The sequence below is a fragment of the Dactylosporangium sp. CA-052675 genome, from assembly GCF_050947935.1.
Classification (GTDB): domain Bacteria; phylum Actinomycetota; class Actinomycetes; order Mycobacteriales; family Micromonosporaceae; genus Dactylosporangium.
The window spans coordinates 2210159-2227083 of sequence record NZ_CP192010.1; the positions used below are offsets into that span (position 1 = coordinate 2210159).

Here is a 16925-nt window from a genome sequence, read left to right on the forward strand (position 1 = left end):
TGCGAAGGGAGGTCCTCACCACTCGTCCCATGCGAAGCACACCCTGACCAAGGAAGGCCACATGCGAAGGGAGGTCCACACCACTCGTCCCACGCGAAGCACACCCTGACCAAGGAAGGCCACATGCGAAGAGCCGCCACTCTGTTCGCCACCACCGCCCTGGCCGCGACCACCCTCGTCGCCACGCCCGCGAGCGCCGCCCCGGCCACGATCACGCAGGTGCCGTACCCCATCGACAGCTCGAACCAGGCCGCCTGGTGGTCCCCGCTGGACACCTACAACGCCTACGCCTACCTGGCCTTCAACGAGCCCGGATCGCAGGCCGGCACCCACAAGGTCGCGATCGCGCGCCGCGACGGGGCCGGAGCGTGGACGAAGCTGCCCGTCATGAACGGCAGCGCGCAGGCCGAGTACACCGACGACGACGGACACAACCAGCCGTCCGTCGCGCGCGACGGCAGCGGCCGGTTCCACGTGTTCGCCAGCATGCACAACAACGCGTGGCGGTACTTCCGCTCCGACACCGTCGGCGGCAACCCCACGCTGCACAGCGCCGACCTGCCCGACCAGGGCGTCGGCGTCACCTACCCGGTGCTCAGCACCGCCCCGAACGGCGACCTGTACCTCATCGCGCGCCTGGACGGCGCCCAGTCCGCGGGCCGCTCCGGGCGGCTGTACCGCTGGAACGACGCCGCCTCGACCTGGACCCGGGTCGCGGTCTTCGCCGAGAGCGCGAACCGGGCCGTGTACCCCGACGACCTGCAGTTCGACACGGCCGGCAACCTGCACATCCTGTGGGAGTGGGGGCTCTGGCCCGCCACCGCGTTCCGCCACCAGCTCAGCTACCTGGTGTACCACCCGGCGACCGGCGCCTTCACCGACCACAGTGGAGCGTCCGTCACCGTGCCCGTCAGCACGAGCACCGCCGACGTCATCCAGCCCGTCGAGGCGGGCGAGGTCTACCAGGGCAACGACGGCACCGGCCCGGCCGTGCAGAGCGCGAAGCTGACGCTCGACGGCACGTCGCCGAAGGTCGCGTACCGCTACCGCAAGAACGACGTCTTCACGGTGCGCTATGCGTACACGAACGGGACCTGGCTGCGCGAAACCGTGTTCGATCAGGCACAGACGAGCGCCGCGATCGACATCACCTGGGCCGGCGACGGCAAGCGGGTCTACTACACCACCGCGACCGGCGGCATGTACGTCGCCACGAAGCCCGGCACCGCCTGGACCGCCGCCGCCGTGGCCCCCGGCCTGCCCGTCACCCGCTTCGCCGTCGAGCGAAGCAGCACCCAGGGCGACGTGCTCTACCTCGTCGACCTGACCAACCTCCGGCTCTACTACGGGAGGAACTGATGCGCCGCCTCACCATTGTCACCGTCACCGCCGCGCTGCTGCTGGCCCCGGCCGCCGTCGCGCACGCGGATCCGAGCGGTACCGGCTGGACGCTCGTGTTCGCCGACGAGTTCAACGCGACAACAGTGGACACCGCGAAGTGGAACTACCGCACCGACAGCAAGGCCTACAGCACCCAGCGGCCGGAGAACGTCGCCGAGAGCGGCGGCTCCCTGAACATCGCCCTGCGGAAGGAGACCTTCGGCGGCAAGGACTACACCGGGGGCGGGGTCGTGTCCAAGCAGGCGCTGCGGTACGGCTACTACGAGACCCGCGCGAAGCTCAACGACGGCGCGGGCTGGCACAGCAGCTTCTGGATCATGTCGGGCGACGGCTCGACCACCTTCCCGGCCTCGCAGCGCACCGAGATCGACGCGTTCGAGATCGACTCGATCACGCCGAACCGCATCCACCACGGCGTGCTCACGTGGAAGGGCAACGGCGTCTCGGCCGGCAAGTCCTACGGCACGACGTACAACAGCGCCACGGTGGACACCCGCGACTGGCACACGTACGGCCTGGACTGGTCGGAGACGAGCGCGAAGTTCTACGTGGACGGTGTGCTCGCCTACACCGCGCCCTACCTGCCGAGCGACTGGACGCACGACTACACGAACATCTGGCTCACGAGCATCGCGTACGGCTCGATCCCCGACGCGGCGAAGCTCCCGGCGACCGTCCAGTTCGACTACGTGCAGTACTGGCAGAAGGACTACTACGTCGACAACGACGGCCCCGCGGCCTACGGCTACTCCGAGACGGGCACCTGGTCCCCGTCGACCCTGACCGGCTTCACGGTCGCCTCCCCGACCCGCTACTCGGCGTGCGGGTCGGCGGGGAACACCGCGACGTGGCGCCCGGACCTGCGCGCTTCGGGCAACTACCAGGTGTACTACTACAAGGTCGCGGCCTCGAACAGCGACCCGGCCACGCGCCTGGACGTGACCCACGGCGGCACCGTGTCGACCACGACGGTGAACGGCACCACGGGCTCGTCGGGCTGGGTCAGCCTCGGCACCTACGCGTTCGCCGCCGGCACCGCGGGCTCGGTGAAGCTGACCAGCTCGGGCACCGGCTGCGCCCGGGCCGACGCGGTGAAGTTCGTCCGCGTCTGACGGCGGCGCTGCGCCCGGGCCGGCGCGGTGAGGTTCGTCCGCGTCTGACGGCGGCGCTGCGCCCGGGCCGGCCGGCCCGGGCGCGGCGTGACGATCAGCCGAAGTGGACCGGGGCCGCCTCGGTCGTCTCCGTCGTGCGGCCGGCCGGGGGGTTGCGCACCATGGCGATCACCACCACCGTGGCCACGGCGAGCAGGACCGCGCTCGCGGTGAAGGCGACGTTGTACCCGTGGATCGCCGCGTGGGCCTGCAGCAGCGGGGCGCCGCCCGAGGCCGCCGAGGCCGCGTGGTCGGCCACGTAGCCGGTCACGGCCGTGGTGAAGATGGTGTTCAGCAGCGCGGTGCCGAGGGAGCCGCCGACCTGCTGCGTCGTGTTCACCATCGCGCTCGCCACGCCCGCGTCGTGGTCGGCCACGCCGGACAGCGCGAGGCTGGAGAGCGGGACGAAGACCAGGCCCATGCCCAGGCTCATGGCGATGAACGACGGCAGGATGTGCACCGCGTAGCTCGAGTCGAGGTCGAGGCGCGTCAGCCAGACCATCGACGCGGTGGCGAGCACGCCGCCGACCGCCATCAGGACCTTCGGGCCGGTGCGGGGCAGCAGGCGGGACGCGATCACGGCGGCGGCGATGATGCCGCCCGAGAACGGCATGTACGCCACGCCGCTCTTCAGCGCCGACCAGCCCATGGTCTGCTGCAGGTAGAACGTCATGAACAGGAACATGCCCAGCATGCCGGCGCCGAGCAGGACCGACACCAGGTAGGAGGCGCCCCGGTTGCGGTCGAACAGCACGCGCAGCGGCAGCAGCGGGTGGGCGGTGCGCGCCTCCCAGAACAGCAACGCGCCGAGCAGCACCACCGCGGCGGCGAGCCAGCCGACGGTCACCCCCGAGCTCCAGCCGTCGGTCGCGGCCTTGGTGAAGCCGTAGACGAGGGCGACCTGGCCCGCGGTGGCCAGCACGGCACCGGGGATGTCGTAGCGGGTGTCGCCGGAGGCCTTGCTCTCCCGCACCAGCGGAACGGCCGCGGCGAAGGCGAGCACGGCGATGGGGATGTTCACCAGCAGGCACCAGCGCCAGTCCGCGTACTCGGTCAGCACGCCGCCCGCGAGCAGACCGATCGCGGCGCCGCCGCCGGAGATGCCGCCGAAGACGCCGAAGGCCTTCGCGCGCTCCTTGGCCTCGGTGAACGTGACGGTGATGAGCGACAGCGCGGCCGGGGCGAGCAGGGCGCCGAAGAGGCCCTGCAGGCCGCGGGCGGCGAACAGGGTGCCCGCGTTCACGGCGGCGCCGCCCAGGGCCGAGGCGCCCGCGAAGCCGAGCAGGCCGATGAGGAAGGTCCGCTTGCGGCCGAAGAAGTCCGCGATCCGGCCCCCGAGCAGGAGCAGGCCGCCGAAGGTGAGCGTGTACGCCGTGACGATCCACTGCCGGTCGGCGGTCGAGATGTGCAGGGCCTCCTGGGCCGACGGCAGCGCGATGTTCACGATCGTCGCGTCGAGCACCACCATGAGCTGGGCGACCGCGATGACCGTGAGCGCGAGCCAGCGCCGCGGATCAGGAGGCACCAAAGAAGATGATGTAACGGATATGTCCGGTGAAAGGGCAGCATTGTTCGCCATGAGCGCCAGCCTCCAGGGCACAAAAAAGGGGAAGAGTCAGGACCGCGTGAGCATGGGGATCAGGACGCCGTCGATGAGCCGCTCCACGAAGGCCCGGTCCAGGGGCCCGTTCTGCCACATGCGCCGGCTCGTGACCATGGCGTGCAGCACCTCGTGCAGCAGTTCGGCGGTGGTGCCGGGGGCGACCTCGCCCCGCTGTTCCGCGCGCCGGAGCATCGCCTCGTACATCGGGTGCTTGGTGGAGTACGCACACCGGAACAGGCACTCGGCCAGCTCCGCGTTGTGCGTCGCCGCCGTGAGCAGCCCCGTGAACACGGCGCCGTCGGCCCCCTCGGCCGCCGCGCACACGGCCCCGAGCTGGGCGAGCAGGTCGCCGCGCAGCGAGCCGGTGTCGGGGGGCTCCATCGACCCGCCGAACCGGTGCTCGATCGCCTCCATGACCAGCTCCGGCTTGCTGGGCCAGCCGCGGTAGATGGTCGCCTTGCTCGCGCGGGCCCGCGCCGCCACGGCGTCCATCGTCATCCGGTCGTAGCCGACCTCGCCGAGCAGCTCGAAGACGGCCTCGCAGATGGCTGCGCGCCGGTCGGCCCTCGTCGCGGTGCTCACGTGCTCGAACCTACCGCGCCCCGCAAGCGAAACGAAACCGTTTCGTACACCGATTGTGTGAACGGCGCCACACCGGACGCGTACCCGGCCCTCAGCTGATGCCGAAGCCATGACCCCGGACTCATGACCCTGTGACAAAAGTGGCGGTCCCGGCGGTACTGCCGGGGCCCGCCGGCGCATATCGTCAGGTTCATGACGACAGAGCTGTCGACCGAGCGCCGCCTCTGGGCGCTCTATGAGCCACTGCACGCGGTCACCTACTTCGCCCCGGCGGGCCGGGCCGCGTTCGAGGAGGCCGGCCTGCGCGGGTTCTGGCGGGGGTACTTCGCCGGCCGCACCGCCCCGCTGGGGCCGATCGGCCCCGCGCCGGTGGTCGCCGCCTTCTACGGCTTCGCCCCGTCGATGGTCGAGCGGGCCCTGCCCGAGCTCTGGACGCGCATCACGCCCGGCGCCGCCCTGGCCGCCCGGCTCGACGGCGCCCGCCGCGCGCTCGAGCCGGCGGTCGCGGGCCTCGACGGCATCGAGGAGGCCGCCGAGCTGCTGCGGGAGGCCGCGACCGCGGCCGAGACCCACGGCCGGGTGCTCGCCGCCGCCAACGCGGCCCTGCCCTGGCCCGGGGACGCCCTCGGCACCGTCTGGCAGGCCGCCACGATCCTGCGCGAGCACCGCGGCGACGGCCACCTCGCCGCGCTGCTGGTCGAGGGCCTCGACGGCGCCGAGGCGATGGTCTGGCGGGTCGCGCTCAACGACGGCCGCGGGCGCACGGCGGCCCAGGCCGCCCGCGGCTGGAGCGACGAGGAGTGGGACGCCGCCCGGACCCGGCTGCACCAGCGGGGCTACCTCGACGGCGAGGGCGTGGCGACGCCGAAGTCGCACTCGGCGTACCACACCCTGGAGGAGACCACCGACCAGCTGGCCGCGCGGCCGTGGCAGGCGCTCGGCCCCGAGCGGACCGAGCGCCTGGCGACGCTGCTCACCCCGGTCGCCGACCGGATCAACGCCGGGCTCGCGCCGTTCTACCCGAACTGGATCCGGCTGCCTATGCCAGCTCGGGGTGCTTCTTGAGGTAGGCCGCGATGAACGGGCACTGCGCGACGACCGTCAGTCCCCGGTCCTTGGCCAGGGTCAGGGCGCCGTTGGCGAGCTTGCTCCCGACGCCCTGACCCTCGAACGACGACTCCACCTCGGTGTGCGTGAAGACGATCGAGTCCCCGTCGAGGCGGTAGAACGCCATTCCGGCGCGCTCACCGCCGACCCGGATCTCGAACCGGTGGTGCTCGGCGTTGTCGCTGACTGCGAAGTCCACTCAGGACGCCTCTCCCCGAACGTCCGCGTGCGCCGCGGGGATGCTGCCGAGCCGGCCGGCCTGGTAGTCCTCGAACGCCTGCATGACCTCGGCCTTGGTGTTCATGACGAACGGACCATACGCCACGACGGGCTCGCGGATCGGCTGACCGCCGAGGAACAGCACGTCCATCGTGGGCTGCTTCGGGTCGGCCGTGACCGTGATGGTGTCGCCGGCGCCGAAGACGGCGAGCTGGCCGAGCTCCACCGGCCGCCCCTTCGCGCCGACGGTGCCCTTGCCGGCCATGACGTAGGCGAGGGCGTTGAAGTCCTTGCGCCACGGCAGCGTCAGCGAGGCGCCGCCGGTGAGCGTCGCGTGCACCAGGGTGATCGGCGTGTAGGTGACGCCGGGGCCGGCGTGCTCGGGGTGCCCGTCGAGCTCACCGGCGATGACCCGCAGCAGGGCGCCGCCGTCGGGCGAGGTCAGCAGCGACACCTGGCGGCCGCGGATGTCCTGGTAGCGCGGGGCCACGAGCTTGTTCGCCTTCGGCAGGTTCACCCACAGCTGGAACCCGTGGAAGAGCCCGCCGCTGACGACGAGGTGCTCCGGCGGCGTCTCGATGTGGAGGATCCCGTTGCCGGCGGTCATCCACTGCGTGTCGCCGTTGGTGATGGTGCCGCCACCGCCGTTGGAGTCGTGGTGCACGAACTCCCCGTCGATGATGTAGGTGACCGTCTCGAAGCCGCGGTGCGGGTGCCACGGGGTGCCCTTCGGCTCGCCCGGGGCGTAGTCGACCTCACCCATCTGGTCCATGTGGATGAACGGGTCGAGCGCGCGCAGGTCGACGCCGGCGAACGCGCGGCGGACCGGGAATCCCTCGCCCTCGTAGCCCTTGGGTGCGGTCGTGACGGAGACGACCGGCCGCGGCTGCGCCGAGATCGGGTCCGGCGTGGCGACGCGGGGAAGTGCGAGGACGTTGTCAACGGTGATCGCGGGCATGTGACGCCTCCAAAGGTCCAGCTCTGTCGCCTGCCACAACAGTACTTGCCGACCAAGTATTCCGCAAGTCAACTAAATCCTGCCCGTCGACGCTTCGGCCCGGGCCGAAGGATCGGCGGGGAAGATGGAGCCATGAGCACCGACGCCGCCGGCCTGGCCGCACTGGCCACGCTGCTGGCCGACGAGACCCGGGCCGCGATGTGCCTGGCGCTGCTCGACGGGCGGGCCTGGACCGCCGGGGAGCTCGCGGCGCACGCCGGGGTCGCGCGCTCCACCGCCACCGAGCACCTCGACCGGCTGGTCGGCGGCGGGCTGCTCGCCGAGGAGCGGCAGGGGCGGCATCGGTACCTCCGGCTGGCCGACGCCTCCGTCGCGCACTTCATCGAGGACCTCAGCGCACGCCTCGAACCGGCGCGCACGCCGGTGCGGGGGCTGCGCCAGGCGACCGTCTCGGCCGCCCTGAAGCGGGCCCGCACCTGCTACGACCACCTGGCCGGCGAGCTCGGCGTGGCCGTGGCCGACGCGCTGACCGCGCGCGGGCTGCTCGACCAGCGGGGCGGGTTCGCGCTCACGGCCGCGGGCGTGGACTGGCTCACGGCCGAGGCCGGGATCGACCCCGTGGCGCTGCTGCGGCCGCGGCGCCCGCTCGCCCGCGGGTGCCTGGACTGGACCGAGCGGCGGCCGCACCTGGCGGGCGTGGCGGGGGCGCGGCTCTGCGAGCGGTTCCTCGAGCAGCGCTGGGTGGTGCGCATCGGCTCCTCGCGCGCGGTGAAGGTGACCCCGGCCGGGCGGGCCGGGCTGCGCGAACTGCTGGGCATCGATTAGCGAACGGCGCCGATGGGTAGACAGCGCTCAACACCGACCTGGATACCCCCGGAGGCCATCGTGTTCGCTGTGATCGCCGCGATCCTGTTCGCGGTCGCCCTGCTGGTCGACCTGCTCGGCGCCGACACCGGGCCGATCTTCGACGCCGGAACGCTGAGCCTGGCCGGCTTCCTGTGCATCGCGCTGCACCTGGCGGGCGCGGGCGCGTGGACGTCGAGCCGCTGGAGCAACCGCCGCCGCCGCTACGCCCGCCGGTAGCGCTCACGCACGCCGGCCGCCACGGCCGGCGTCCCCGGGCGCCCGCCCGCCGCCCGCCCGCCCGCCGGCCGGCCGCCCGCCGCGACCGCGCGGCCGCCCGGTCCACGACACTGACCCCATGAGCGTGAGAGTCGAGCGCCGCGACCGCGTGCGCACCGTGATCCTGGACCGGCCGCAGACCCGCAACGCCGTGGACCGGGCGACCGCGGAGGCCCTCGCGGCGGCCTTCCGCGACTTCGACGCCGACCCGGGCGCGGACGTGGCGGTGCTGTGGGGCGCCGGTGGCACCTTCTGCTCCGGCGCCGACCTCAAGGCCGTCGCGGCGGGGGAGGGCAACCGGGTCGAGCCGGACGGCGACGGGCCGCTGGGGCCGACCCGGATGCGGCTGTCCAAGCCGGTGATCGCGGCGGTGTCCGGGCACGCGGTCGCCGGCGGCCTGGAGCTGGCCGTCTGGTGCGATCTGCGGGTCGTGGAGCAGGACGCGATCTTCGGGGTGTACTGCCGGCGCTTCGGCGTCCCGCTCATCGACGGCGGCACCGTGCGGCTGCCGCGGCTCATCGGCACCGGGCGGGCGCTCGACCTGATCCTGACCGGGCGGCCCGTGGACGCCGCGGAGGCGCTGCGCATCGGCCTGGCCGACCGCGTGGTGCCGCCCGGGACCGCGCGCGAGGCCGCGGAGGCGCTCGCCGCCGGGCTCGCCGCGCTGCCGCAGGAGTGCCTGCGCAACGACCGGCGCTCGCTGTACGACTCCATCGGCCGCAGCGTCGAGGAGGGTCTGGCCATCGAGCACCGGCTCGGGGTGGCCTCCCTGGGCAGTGGCGCATTGCACGGTGCGGCCCGCTTCGTCGCGGGTGAAGGGCGCGGTGGCGCGGGACTAGGGTGATCACCGTGGTGAACAGGGATGACGTCGAGGTGGCGGCGCGGCGGATCGGCTCCTACGTGCGGCGCACGCCGTCGTACGAGGTGCGCCCGGGCCTGTGGTTCAAGCTCGAGCTGCTGCAGCACAGCGGGTCGTTCAAGGCGCGCGGCGCGTTCAACCGCATCCTGGCCGCCCGCGAGGAGGGCACGCTGCCCGAGTCCGGGGTGCTCGTCGCGTCCGGCGGCAACGCGGGGCTCGGCGTCGCCTTCGCCGCGGCGGCGCTCGGGGTGCCCGCGGAGGTCTTCGTCCCGGTGACCGCGCCCGCGCCGAAGGTGGCGCGGCTGCGCGAGCTGGGGGCGCGGGTGCGCGCGCACGGGCGCGAGTACGCGGAGGCGTACGCGGCCTCGCAGCTGCGGGCCGCCGAGACCGGGGCGCTGCTCGTGCACGCCTACGACCAGCCCGAGATCGTCGCCGGGCAGGGCACCGTGGGCCTGGAGCTGCCGGCGGCCGACACGGTGCTCGTGGCGGTGGGCGGGGGCGGGCTCGTCGCCGGGATCGCGGCCGCGGTCGGCGACCGGGCGCGGGTCGTGGCCGTGGAGCCGGAAGGGGCGCCGACCCTGCACGCGGCGCTGGCGGCGGGGGCGCCGGTGGACGTCGCCGTCGCCAGCGTGGCGGGCGACTCCCTCGGGGCTCGCCGGGCGGGCACGATCGCGTTCGACCTGGCCGTGCGCCACCACGTCGGCAGCGTCCTGGTGTCCGACGCGGCGATCGTCGAGGCCCGCCGCCGGCTGTGGCACGAGCACCGCCTCGCCGTCGAGCACGGGGCCGCCACCGCGCTCGCCGGGCTGGACCGCCTCGACGGCGCCGGCACCGTCGTGGTGGTGCTGTGCGGGGCGAACACCGACCCGGCGACCCTGTACGCCGAGCCGGCCCATGCCGCCGGATGAGGTCTTCGACGCGGCGCTGAAGCGGTTCCTCGCCCAGCAGCGCGTCGACATGCGCCAGCTCGCCGCCGAGCTCGGCATCGGCCGGGCCACGCTCTACCGGCGCGCGGGCGGGCGCGACCAGGTGCTCGGGCACGTGCTGTGGTACCTCACCGACCGCAACCTCGACCGGGCGGTGCGGGCGGCCGAGGGGCTGCGCGGCCCCGAGCGGGTCGTCGGGGTGATCGGCCACTTCCTGCACTCGGTGCAGGACCAGCCGAGCCTGCGCCACTTCCTGGCCACCGAGCCGGAGGCGGCCCTGCGCATCCTGACCTCCAAGCGCGGGATCGTGCAGGGCCGCGTGGTCGACCACCTGGAGCGGCTCATGCACGAGGAGATCGCGGCCGGGGCGTTCGCGCCGCGCCTGGACGCCCGCACGCTCGCGTTTGTGACCGTGCGGATCGGGGAGTCGTTCCTCTACGCCGACGCCATCGCGGACGGCGAGCCGGACGTCGAACAGGCACTGGAGATCATCGGGCGGTTGCTGGAAGGATCCTGATGCTGCTCAAGGCGGACGTGTGTGTGGTCGGCGGCGGACCCGCCGGTCTGATGCTGGCGCTGCTGCTCGGCCGGCAGGGTATCGACACCGTCGTGCTGGAGAAGCACGCGACGTTCCTGCGGGACTTCCGCGGCGACACCGTGCACCCCTCGACGCTCGGGCTGATGGACGAGCTCGGCCTCGGCGAGGAGCTCACGCGGCTGCCGCACCGGATCGTGCGCGCGCTGCGGATCACCTACGACGAGGGCACGTTCCACCCCGTCGACTTCGAGCGGCTGCGCGTCGCCCACCCGTACGTGATGATGCTGCCCCAGTGGGACCTGCTCGAGCTGCTCGCGGCGCACGGCGACTTCGCGCTGCACCGCCGCTGCGAGGTGCTCGACGTGACCCGGCGGGACCGCCGGGTGCTCGGCGTGACGGCGCGCTCGCCGCAGGGCCCCGTCGAGGTCTCGGCGCCGCTGACGGTCGCCTGCGACGGGCGCCGTTCGACGGTACGCCGAGCGCTCGCCCTGCGCTCGAAGGACTTCGGCGCCCCGATCGACGTGCTGTGGTTCCGGCTCCCGCGCGAGCCCGGCGACCCCGACGGCCTGGCCGCGCGGGCCGGCGACGGGCGGTTCCTCATCGGCATCGACCGCGGCGACTCCTGGCAGCTCGGCTGGGTGGTGCCCAAGGGCGGCGACGAGCGCATCCGCGCCGCCGGGCTCGACGCGTTGCGGGCCGGGATCGCCGCTTCGGTGCCGTACCTGGCCGGGCGCGTCGGGCACCTGCGCGGCTGGGACCAGGTGAGCACCCTGACCGTGCGCGTCGACCGCCTGTACCGCTGGCACGTCCCCGGCGCCCTGCTCATCGGCGACGCCGCGCACGCGATGTCCCCGATCGGCGGGGTCGGCATCAACCTCGCGATCCAGGACGCGGTCGCCGCCGCCCGGGTCATCGCCGCCGCGTTCGCCCGGGGCCGCCCGCCCACGCAACGGGAGCTGGCCGCGGTGCAGCGCCGCCGCGCCCTGCCGGCGGCCGGGACGCAGCTCGTGCAGCGGGTGCTGCAGCGGGGCGTGCTGTCGCCCGCGGTGACCGGCCACCCGATCCGGCCACCGCTCGCCGTCCGCCTGCTGGACCGCTACCCGCGCCTGCGTACCGTCCCGGCCCGCGTGATCGGCGTCGGCCTGCGCCCCGAGCACATCGGCGGTGCGGCCGTCGGGAAGGTGCCGGACGATTGATGAAGGGTGACCAGCGGCGGACCTGGCAGCGACGGCGCGCCAGCGCCGAGCGGTGTCTGGCGGGAGCGACGGTCCGCACCCCCGCGGACCCGAGTCATGTCCTGGCGCTCCGCACCGCGTTGCCGGCCAGTAAAAATTAGTACATGTCGGATTCGTCCATCGACCGCCCGGGCCGCCACTGGACACAGGCAGTACCGTCTTCGCATGGCCACGGTGCTGCTGGTTGAGGACGACCATGTCGTGCGGGGCGCCCTGCTGCGTTCCCTGACCGACCGGGGTCACACGGTGCACGCGGTCGGCACCGCGCTGGAGGCGCTGCGCCGCTTCGCCGCCGAGACCCCCGACCTGGTCGTGCTCGACCTCGGCCTGCCCGACCTGGACGGCGCGGACGCGCTGCGCATGCTGCGCGGCATCGCGGACACCCCCATCATCATCGCCACCGCCCGCGACGACGAGGCGGAGATCGTCCGGCTGCTCAAGGCGGGCGCCGACGACTACATGATCAAGCCGTTCACCTCGGCCCACCTCGACGCCCGGATGACCTCCGTGCTGCGCCGCACGGGACGGGCGAGTCGCGAGGAGCCGACCGCCATCGAGGTGGGAGGCTTGCGGGTGGACATCGGCCAGCGCCAGGCCTACCTGCACGGCGAGCCGCTGACCCTGACCCGCAAGGAGTTCGATCTGCTGGCGTACCTCGCCGCCCGGCCCGGCCGGGTGGTCTCACGCCGTGAGCTGTTGGAGGAGGTATGGCGGCAACCCTCAGTGGGCGAGGACCAGACGATCGACGTGCATCTGTACTGGCTACGCCGGAAACTTGGCGAGAGCGCGTCAGCGCCCAGATACCTGCACACCGTGCGGGGCGTGGGCTTCAGGTTCAGCGCCCCGGACTGAGGCGGACCCTCGCCTACGTCTCCGCGGCGGTCACCACGATGGTGGCCCTCGCGTTCCTGATCCCGCTGGGTCTCGTCGTGCAGCAGCTCGCCCGCGAGCGGGCGCTCGCCGACGCCGAACGCCAGACCGCCGTGGTCGTGGCGGTCCTCACCGTGACCACGGACCCGCTGAGCATCGAGCGGGCCATCGCCAGCACGGGCGGGCCGGCGGTCACGCGCGTCTCCGTGCACAACCTCGGCGAGGCCGGCGCGGAGATCGGCACGGGCCACGCCGCGGGCGGCGACCTGAGCCGCGCCGCCGACGCCGCCGCGCCGGTGGTCGCCGATGTGCCGGGCGGGCTGTCCTACCTCGAACCGGTCGACCTCGGCGCCGGCCGCACCACCGTGGTCGAGGTCTTCATCCCGGAGTCCGAGCTGTCCAACGGCGTCGCCGGGGCCTGGTGGGCGCTCGGCGCCGTCGCCCTGGGCCTGATCGTCGCCTCCGTCTGGGTCGCCGACCGCCTCGCCTCGAAGATCATCGCCTCGGCCCGGCAGCTGGCCGGGGCGGCCGGGGCGCTCAGCGAGGGCTACCTCGACGTGCGCATCGACCCGCAGGGCCCCCGCGAGCTGGCCGACGCCAGCTTCGCGCTCAACGTCATGGCCGACCGGATCATGGCGCTGCTGTCCAACGAGCGCGAGCTCGTCGCCGACCTCTCGCACCGGCTCCGCACCCCGCTGACCGCGCTGCGCCTCGACGCCGAGACCCTCGACGACTCCCAGGACGCCGAGCGCATCCGCGACGCCATCGCCGCCCTCGAGGTCGAGGTCGACAAGCTCATCCGGGCCATGCGCGAGCCCATCGACGCGCACTCGCCCACCCCCGACCGCGGCGAGCGGGCCGACGGGGCCGCGGCCTCGACCGGCGAGGAGGGCTGCGACGTCGCCGAGATCGTGCGGGACCGGATGAAGTTCTGGTCCGCGGTCGCCGGCGACCAGGAGCGCGAGTGCAAGGCGACCGGCACCGACGCCCCCGCCCCCGTGACCGTGCCCAAGAGCGAGCTGGCCGCGGCGCTGGACGCGCTCATCGGCAACGTGATCCGCTACACCCCGCAGGGCGTGCCGTTCGAGGTGGCGGTGACGCGGCGGGAGGACGGCTACGTCGTGCTGCGCGTCGAGGACGGCGGGCCCGGCATCCCCGACCCGGAGCTGGCGATGCAGCGCGGCGAGAGCCAGCAGGGATCGACCGGCCTCGGGCTCGACATCGTGCGGCGGGTCGCCGTGGCCGGCAACGGCACCGTGAACATCGGCACCAGCAGCACCCTCGGCGGGGCCAGCGTGGTGATCGTCATGACCGACGCGGATCCGGCCCCCCAGGAGGCCCCGCCGCCGTCGCGCTGGCTGGTCGGACGCTCGTCGAAGGAGCCCAACGAGCGGCTGTTCCGTCGCCGTCAGTCATAAGGCAAAGTGGCGTACATATCGCCGGGACAAGTCTGACTTAGAACTGTCTTAACTGTGGCGTTCCAGGTGGAATGCGCGCGTGCCACCTGGCTAATGTCAGCGCGTTCCCACGTGGACGCCCGGCTCTCACCCGCCTTGCCACCCTCGAAGGCCGGCGTCCCTCGCGCGGCGGGGATCGGTACCTCTGCCCTGTGCCGATCCCTGCCGCGCGCCTCCTTCCCTCCCGTTTCCCCTCCCGGAGGAACCGAGCGTGCAAGCGCGACCCGAGAAGTCCCGCCGCCATCTGCGCAGGGTGCTCACGACCGCCGCGGTCGTGGTGCTCGGTGCCGGCGCGGCCGTCGCCGGACCCGGCGCCTTCCAGTCCCTGTTCCACGAGAAGGGGCGCGGCGACAACCCGACCGCGATCTCCCAGGTTCCGGCCGACAACCCGGAGCAGGGCCTGATCTACCAGGGCCTCACGCCCGCCAAGAAGGGCGAGCCCTGCGTCGGCGGCTACGCGCTCACCGAGCGCGACCAGTGCAGCCACGGCCCCGACGTCCCGCCGACCGGCCTCAGCGTGCACACCCAGGTCAAGGCGGTCGCGGCCGTGACGCAGGAGGACGTCCCGGCGTCCGACGGCGCCGCCGCGCCCCAGGAGCAGACGGTGCTCGCCGACGAGCACGTCGCCGAGGGCTCCGACGGCGGCTTCGCGGTCGTCCCGGACGCGGTGGCCGCCGACGGCAGCGCCGCGGTGAGCGTCGGCTCGAGCGGCGTGGTCTGCGACGGCGACGGCGTGACCGGCAAGCGCGTGCAGGTCCTCTACGTGCGCGACGCGAGCACCAAGAGCCGCTTCGCCGAGTACCTCGAGTCCTTCCGCACCTGGTCGGCCGGCATCGAGACGATCTACAACGCCAGCGCCCAGGAGACCGGCGGCGAACGTCACGTGCGCTTCGTGACCACGGCCGACTGCAAGGTCGACGTGCGCGAGGTCGAGCTGGCCAACGGCGGCATGGCGACCTTCGACGCCACGATCAACGGGCTGAAGGCGCTGGGCTACAACCGCACCGACCGCAAGTACGTGATCTTCGGCGACGCGAACGTCTACTGCGGCATCGGCACCTTCGCCGGTGACACGCAGCCGGGCACGAACAACCGCAGCAACGGCGGCCCGGGGTACGGCCGCAGCGACAACGGCTGCTGGGCCGCCAGCGTCGCCGCGCACGAGCTGGGCCACAACCTCGGCGCCGTGAACAACAACGCGCCGAACTCCAGCAAGGCCGGTCACTGCCTCGATGAGTACGACATCATGTGCTACAACGACTCGGGCGGCCTCAAGACGAGCGTCAAGTGCGCCGACAAGAAGCACGACGACCGGCTCGACTGCAACCACGACGACTACTACAACACCAACCCGAGCCCGGGCAGCTACCTGGCGAACAACTGGAACGTGGCCAACAACCAGTTCCTGATCGCCGGCAACGGCGGCGGCACCACCAACCCGACGCCGACGCCGACGCCGACCAAGACGTCCGCCTCACCCTCGCCGTCGAAGACGACCTCCTCGCCGACGCCGACGCCGTCGAAGACCACCGCGTCGCCGACGCCCACGCCGACGAAGACCACCGGCCCGACGCCCACGCCCACCAGGACGTCGACCGGCGGCCTGAAGGAGCTGCGGACCAGTGCAGTCGACACGACCTCTGTTCGGCTGTCCTTTGACTCGGCCGGCAGCGGCGCCCGGTACGCCGTCCTGGTCAACAACCGGGTCATCGGCCGCACCACCGCGACCAACGTCCGCATCGTCGGCATGCGCGCCGACACCGACTACCAGATCGGGATTTCGCTCGCGCAGGGCAACGCCCTGACCCCGTACACGAAGACCGTGACGGTGCACACCGCCGCGGCCGCCTCGCCGACCGCGGGGGCGTGGATGGTGTTCGGCAACAGCCTGACCGGCGGGGTCGTCGACCTCTTCGGCGCCCGGCGCGCCGCGGGGACGCCCGTCATCCTGTACCGCCAGCACGGCGGCACGAACCAGCAGTGGAAGCTCGAGGCGGCCGGCGACCGGTTCATCGTCCGCTCGAAGGCGACCAACCAGTGCCTGAGCACCGCGGGTGACAAGGACGCGGCGGGCGCCACGATCGTGCAGACCGACTGCGCGAACGCGCTCAAGTGGACGGTCACCAAGACCGAGTCCGGCGTCGCCCTCACCTCGCCGTCCGGCCTGGTGGTCGGCGTGAGCGGCAACCAGTTCTTCGGCAGCCGCCTGCTGGTGCTGCAGAAGGCCTCCGGCGCGAAGTACCAGAGCTGGGTCCCGCAGCAGGCATGACGCACCCGACGTTCGAGCGTCCCGGCCCGGCGCCCCTGTGGCGCCGGGCCGCGGCGTGCCTGATGGCGACCGTGATCGCGGTCGCCGTCGCCGTCTTCGGCTTCGCCGGGGACGCCGGCGCGCACGGGGGAGTCGTGCTCACGCTGCACGGCGACGGCCGCGGCTCGGTCTGGGTCACGTCCGTCTGGCAGGACGGCCACCCGGTCACGGAGCCGATCGGCATGACGATGCTCGCGACGTCGAGCACGGGCGAGCGGGTCGGGCCGGTGCCGCTCAAGCGGAACGGGGACGCGGTGACGTACAGCGGCACCCTGGCCCCCGGCGCGTGGACGATCGTGGCGGACATGGGGACGCCGGCGATCGGGCGGTGCGAGGGGGTCCTGCACGTGGCCGAGGCGGGCGCGACCGCGACACCGGACGAGCAGACGTGCGAGCCGCCTCCGTCGTCGGCATCACCGGCGCCGGCGCCTGCTTCGGCGTCGTTCACCTGGGTCTGGTACCTGCTGGGCGTGGTCGTCGTGGCCGGCGCGCTGGGGTTCGTCTTCTTCCGGCCGGCGAAGGCTGCTCCTGCGAAGAGGCCCTCGAAGAAGGCTGGCAGGCCGCGTTCCCCACGTCGCTGAGCCGCCCT

17 protein-coding genes are annotated in these 16925 nt (G+C 73.1%); 13 read left to right on the plus strand and 4 right to left on the minus strand.

From position 1 onward, the window contains the following. Positions 1-123: 123 nt before the first annotated feature. Positions 124-1359: a BNR-4 repeat-containing protein gene (locus ACQP1P_RS09940; protein ID WP_433085232.1), complete on the plus strand. Its 1236-nt coding sequence runs from the start codon at positions 124-126 to the stop codon at positions 1357-1359. Beyond that, on the plus strand, positions 1359-2513 hold the full coding sequence (locus tag ACQP1P_RS09945) for a family 16 glycosylhydrolase (protein WP_433085234.1): 1155 nt from the start codon (positions 1359-1361) through the stop codon (positions 2511-2513). Before ACQP1P_RS09940 ends, ACQP1P_RS09945 begins: the two co-directional genes overlap by 1 nt. Before the next feature lie 94 nt (positions 2514-2607). On the opposite strand, the gene ACQP1P_RS09950 is transcribed toward ACQP1P_RS09945, so the two are convergent. Continuing rightward, positions 2608-4077 (minus strand): MFS transporter, encoded by a 1470-nt coding sequence (locus tag ACQP1P_RS09950; protein ID WP_433085236.1) that lies wholly within the window; start codon positions 4075-4077, stop codon positions 2608-2610. Positions 4078-4167: 90 nt separating this feature from the next. Next, on the minus strand, positions 4168-4737 hold the full coding sequence (locus tag ACQP1P_RS09955) for a TetR/AcrR family transcriptional regulator (RefSeq protein ID WP_433085238.1): 570 nt from the start codon (positions 4735-4737) through the stop codon (positions 4168-4170). 192 nt (positions 4738-4929) lie between these two features. On the opposite strand from ACQP1P_RS09955, the gene ACQP1P_RS09960 reads away from it, so the two are divergent. Further along, on the plus strand, positions 4930-5802 hold the full coding sequence (locus ACQP1P_RS09960) for an SCO6745 family protein (protein ID WP_433085240.1): 873 nt from the start codon (positions 4930-4932) through the stop codon (positions 5800-5802). On the opposite strand, the gene ACQP1P_RS09965 is transcribed toward ACQP1P_RS09960, so the two are convergent. Both ACQP1P_RS09965 and ACQP1P_RS09970 read right to left on the minus strand, forming a co-directional pair. Continuing rightward, positions 5777-6043 (minus strand): GNAT family N-acetyltransferase, encoded by a 267-nt coding sequence (locus ACQP1P_RS09965; RefSeq protein ID WP_433085242.1) that lies wholly within the window; start codon positions 6041-6043, stop codon positions 5777-5779. The genes ACQP1P_RS09960 and ACQP1P_RS09965 overlap by 26 nt on opposite strands. Further along, entirely contained in the window at positions 6044-7021 is a 978-nt protein-coding gene (locus ACQP1P_RS09970; RefSeq protein ID WP_433085244.1) for a pirin family protein, read from the minus strand. It lies immediately after the preceding gene. A 132-nt stretch (positions 7022-7153) separates the two neighbouring features. Here ACQP1P_RS09970 and ACQP1P_RS09975 point away from each other — a divergent pair, with 132 nt between their 5' ends. The 10 genes from ACQP1P_RS09975 (at position 7154) to ACQP1P_RS10020 (ending at position 16917) form a co-directional block, all read left to right on the plus strand. After that, positions 7154-7846 carry an ArsR/SmtB family transcription factor gene (locus tag ACQP1P_RS09975; protein ID WP_433085246.1) on the plus strand — a complete coding sequence of 231 codons (693 nt, stop codon included), beginning with the start codon at positions 7154-7156 and terminating at the stop codon, positions 7844-7846. Between the two features lie 60 nt (positions 7847-7906). Next, a complete protein-coding gene (locus ACQP1P_RS09980) occupies positions 7907-8104 on the plus strand; it encodes a hypothetical protein (protein WP_433085248.1) in 198 nt (65 codons plus the stop codon). A gap of 118 nt (positions 8105-8222) precedes the next feature. Then, positions 8223-8987: a crotonase/enoyl-CoA hydratase family protein gene (locus tag ACQP1P_RS09985; protein ID WP_433085250.1), complete on the plus strand. Its 765-nt coding sequence runs from the start codon at positions 8223-8225 to the stop codon at positions 8985-8987. A 5-nt stretch (positions 8988-8992) separates the two neighbouring features. Further along, entirely contained in the window at positions 8993-9910 is a 918-nt protein-coding gene (locus ACQP1P_RS09990) for a threonine/serine dehydratase (RefSeq protein WP_433085252.1), read from the plus strand. Further along, positions 9897-10445 (plus strand): QsdR family transcriptional regulator, encoded by a 549-nt coding sequence (locus ACQP1P_RS09995; RefSeq protein ID WP_433085254.1) that lies wholly within the window; start codon positions 9897-9899, stop codon positions 10443-10445. Before ACQP1P_RS09990 ends, ACQP1P_RS09995 begins: the two co-directional genes overlap by 14 nt. Continuing rightward, on the plus strand, positions 10445-11662 hold the full coding sequence (locus ACQP1P_RS10000) for an FAD-dependent oxidoreductase (protein WP_433085256.1): 1218 nt from the start codon (positions 10445-10447) through the stop codon (positions 11660-11662). The genes ACQP1P_RS09995 and ACQP1P_RS10000 overlap by 1 nt, the downstream gene beginning before the upstream one ends. Positions 11663-11866: 204 nt before the next feature. Then, the gene (locus ACQP1P_RS10005) at positions 11867-12553 is read left to right on the plus strand and encodes a response regulator transcription factor (protein WP_223102380.1); all 687 of its coding nucleotides are present in this window, start codon (positions 11867-11869) and stop codon (positions 12551-12553) included. 38 nt (positions 12554-12591) lie between these two features. Continuing rightward, positions 12592-13989, plus strand: a complete 1398-nt coding sequence (locus ACQP1P_RS10010) for a sensor histidine kinase (protein WP_433085258.1) — start codon at positions 12592-12594, stop codon at positions 13987-13989. Positions 13990-14239: 250 nt separating this feature from the next. After that, entirely contained in the window at positions 14240-16297 is a 2058-nt protein-coding gene (locus ACQP1P_RS10015; RefSeq protein ID WP_433085260.1) for an RICIN domain-containing protein, read from the plus strand. Then, the gene (locus ACQP1P_RS10020) at positions 16294-16917 is read left to right on the plus strand and encodes a hypothetical protein (protein WP_433085262.1); all 624 of its coding nucleotides are present in this window, start codon (positions 16294-16296) and stop codon (positions 16915-16917) included. The genes ACQP1P_RS10015 and ACQP1P_RS10020 overlap by 4 nt, the downstream gene beginning before the upstream one ends. Positions 16918-16925 lie beyond the last annotated feature (8 nt).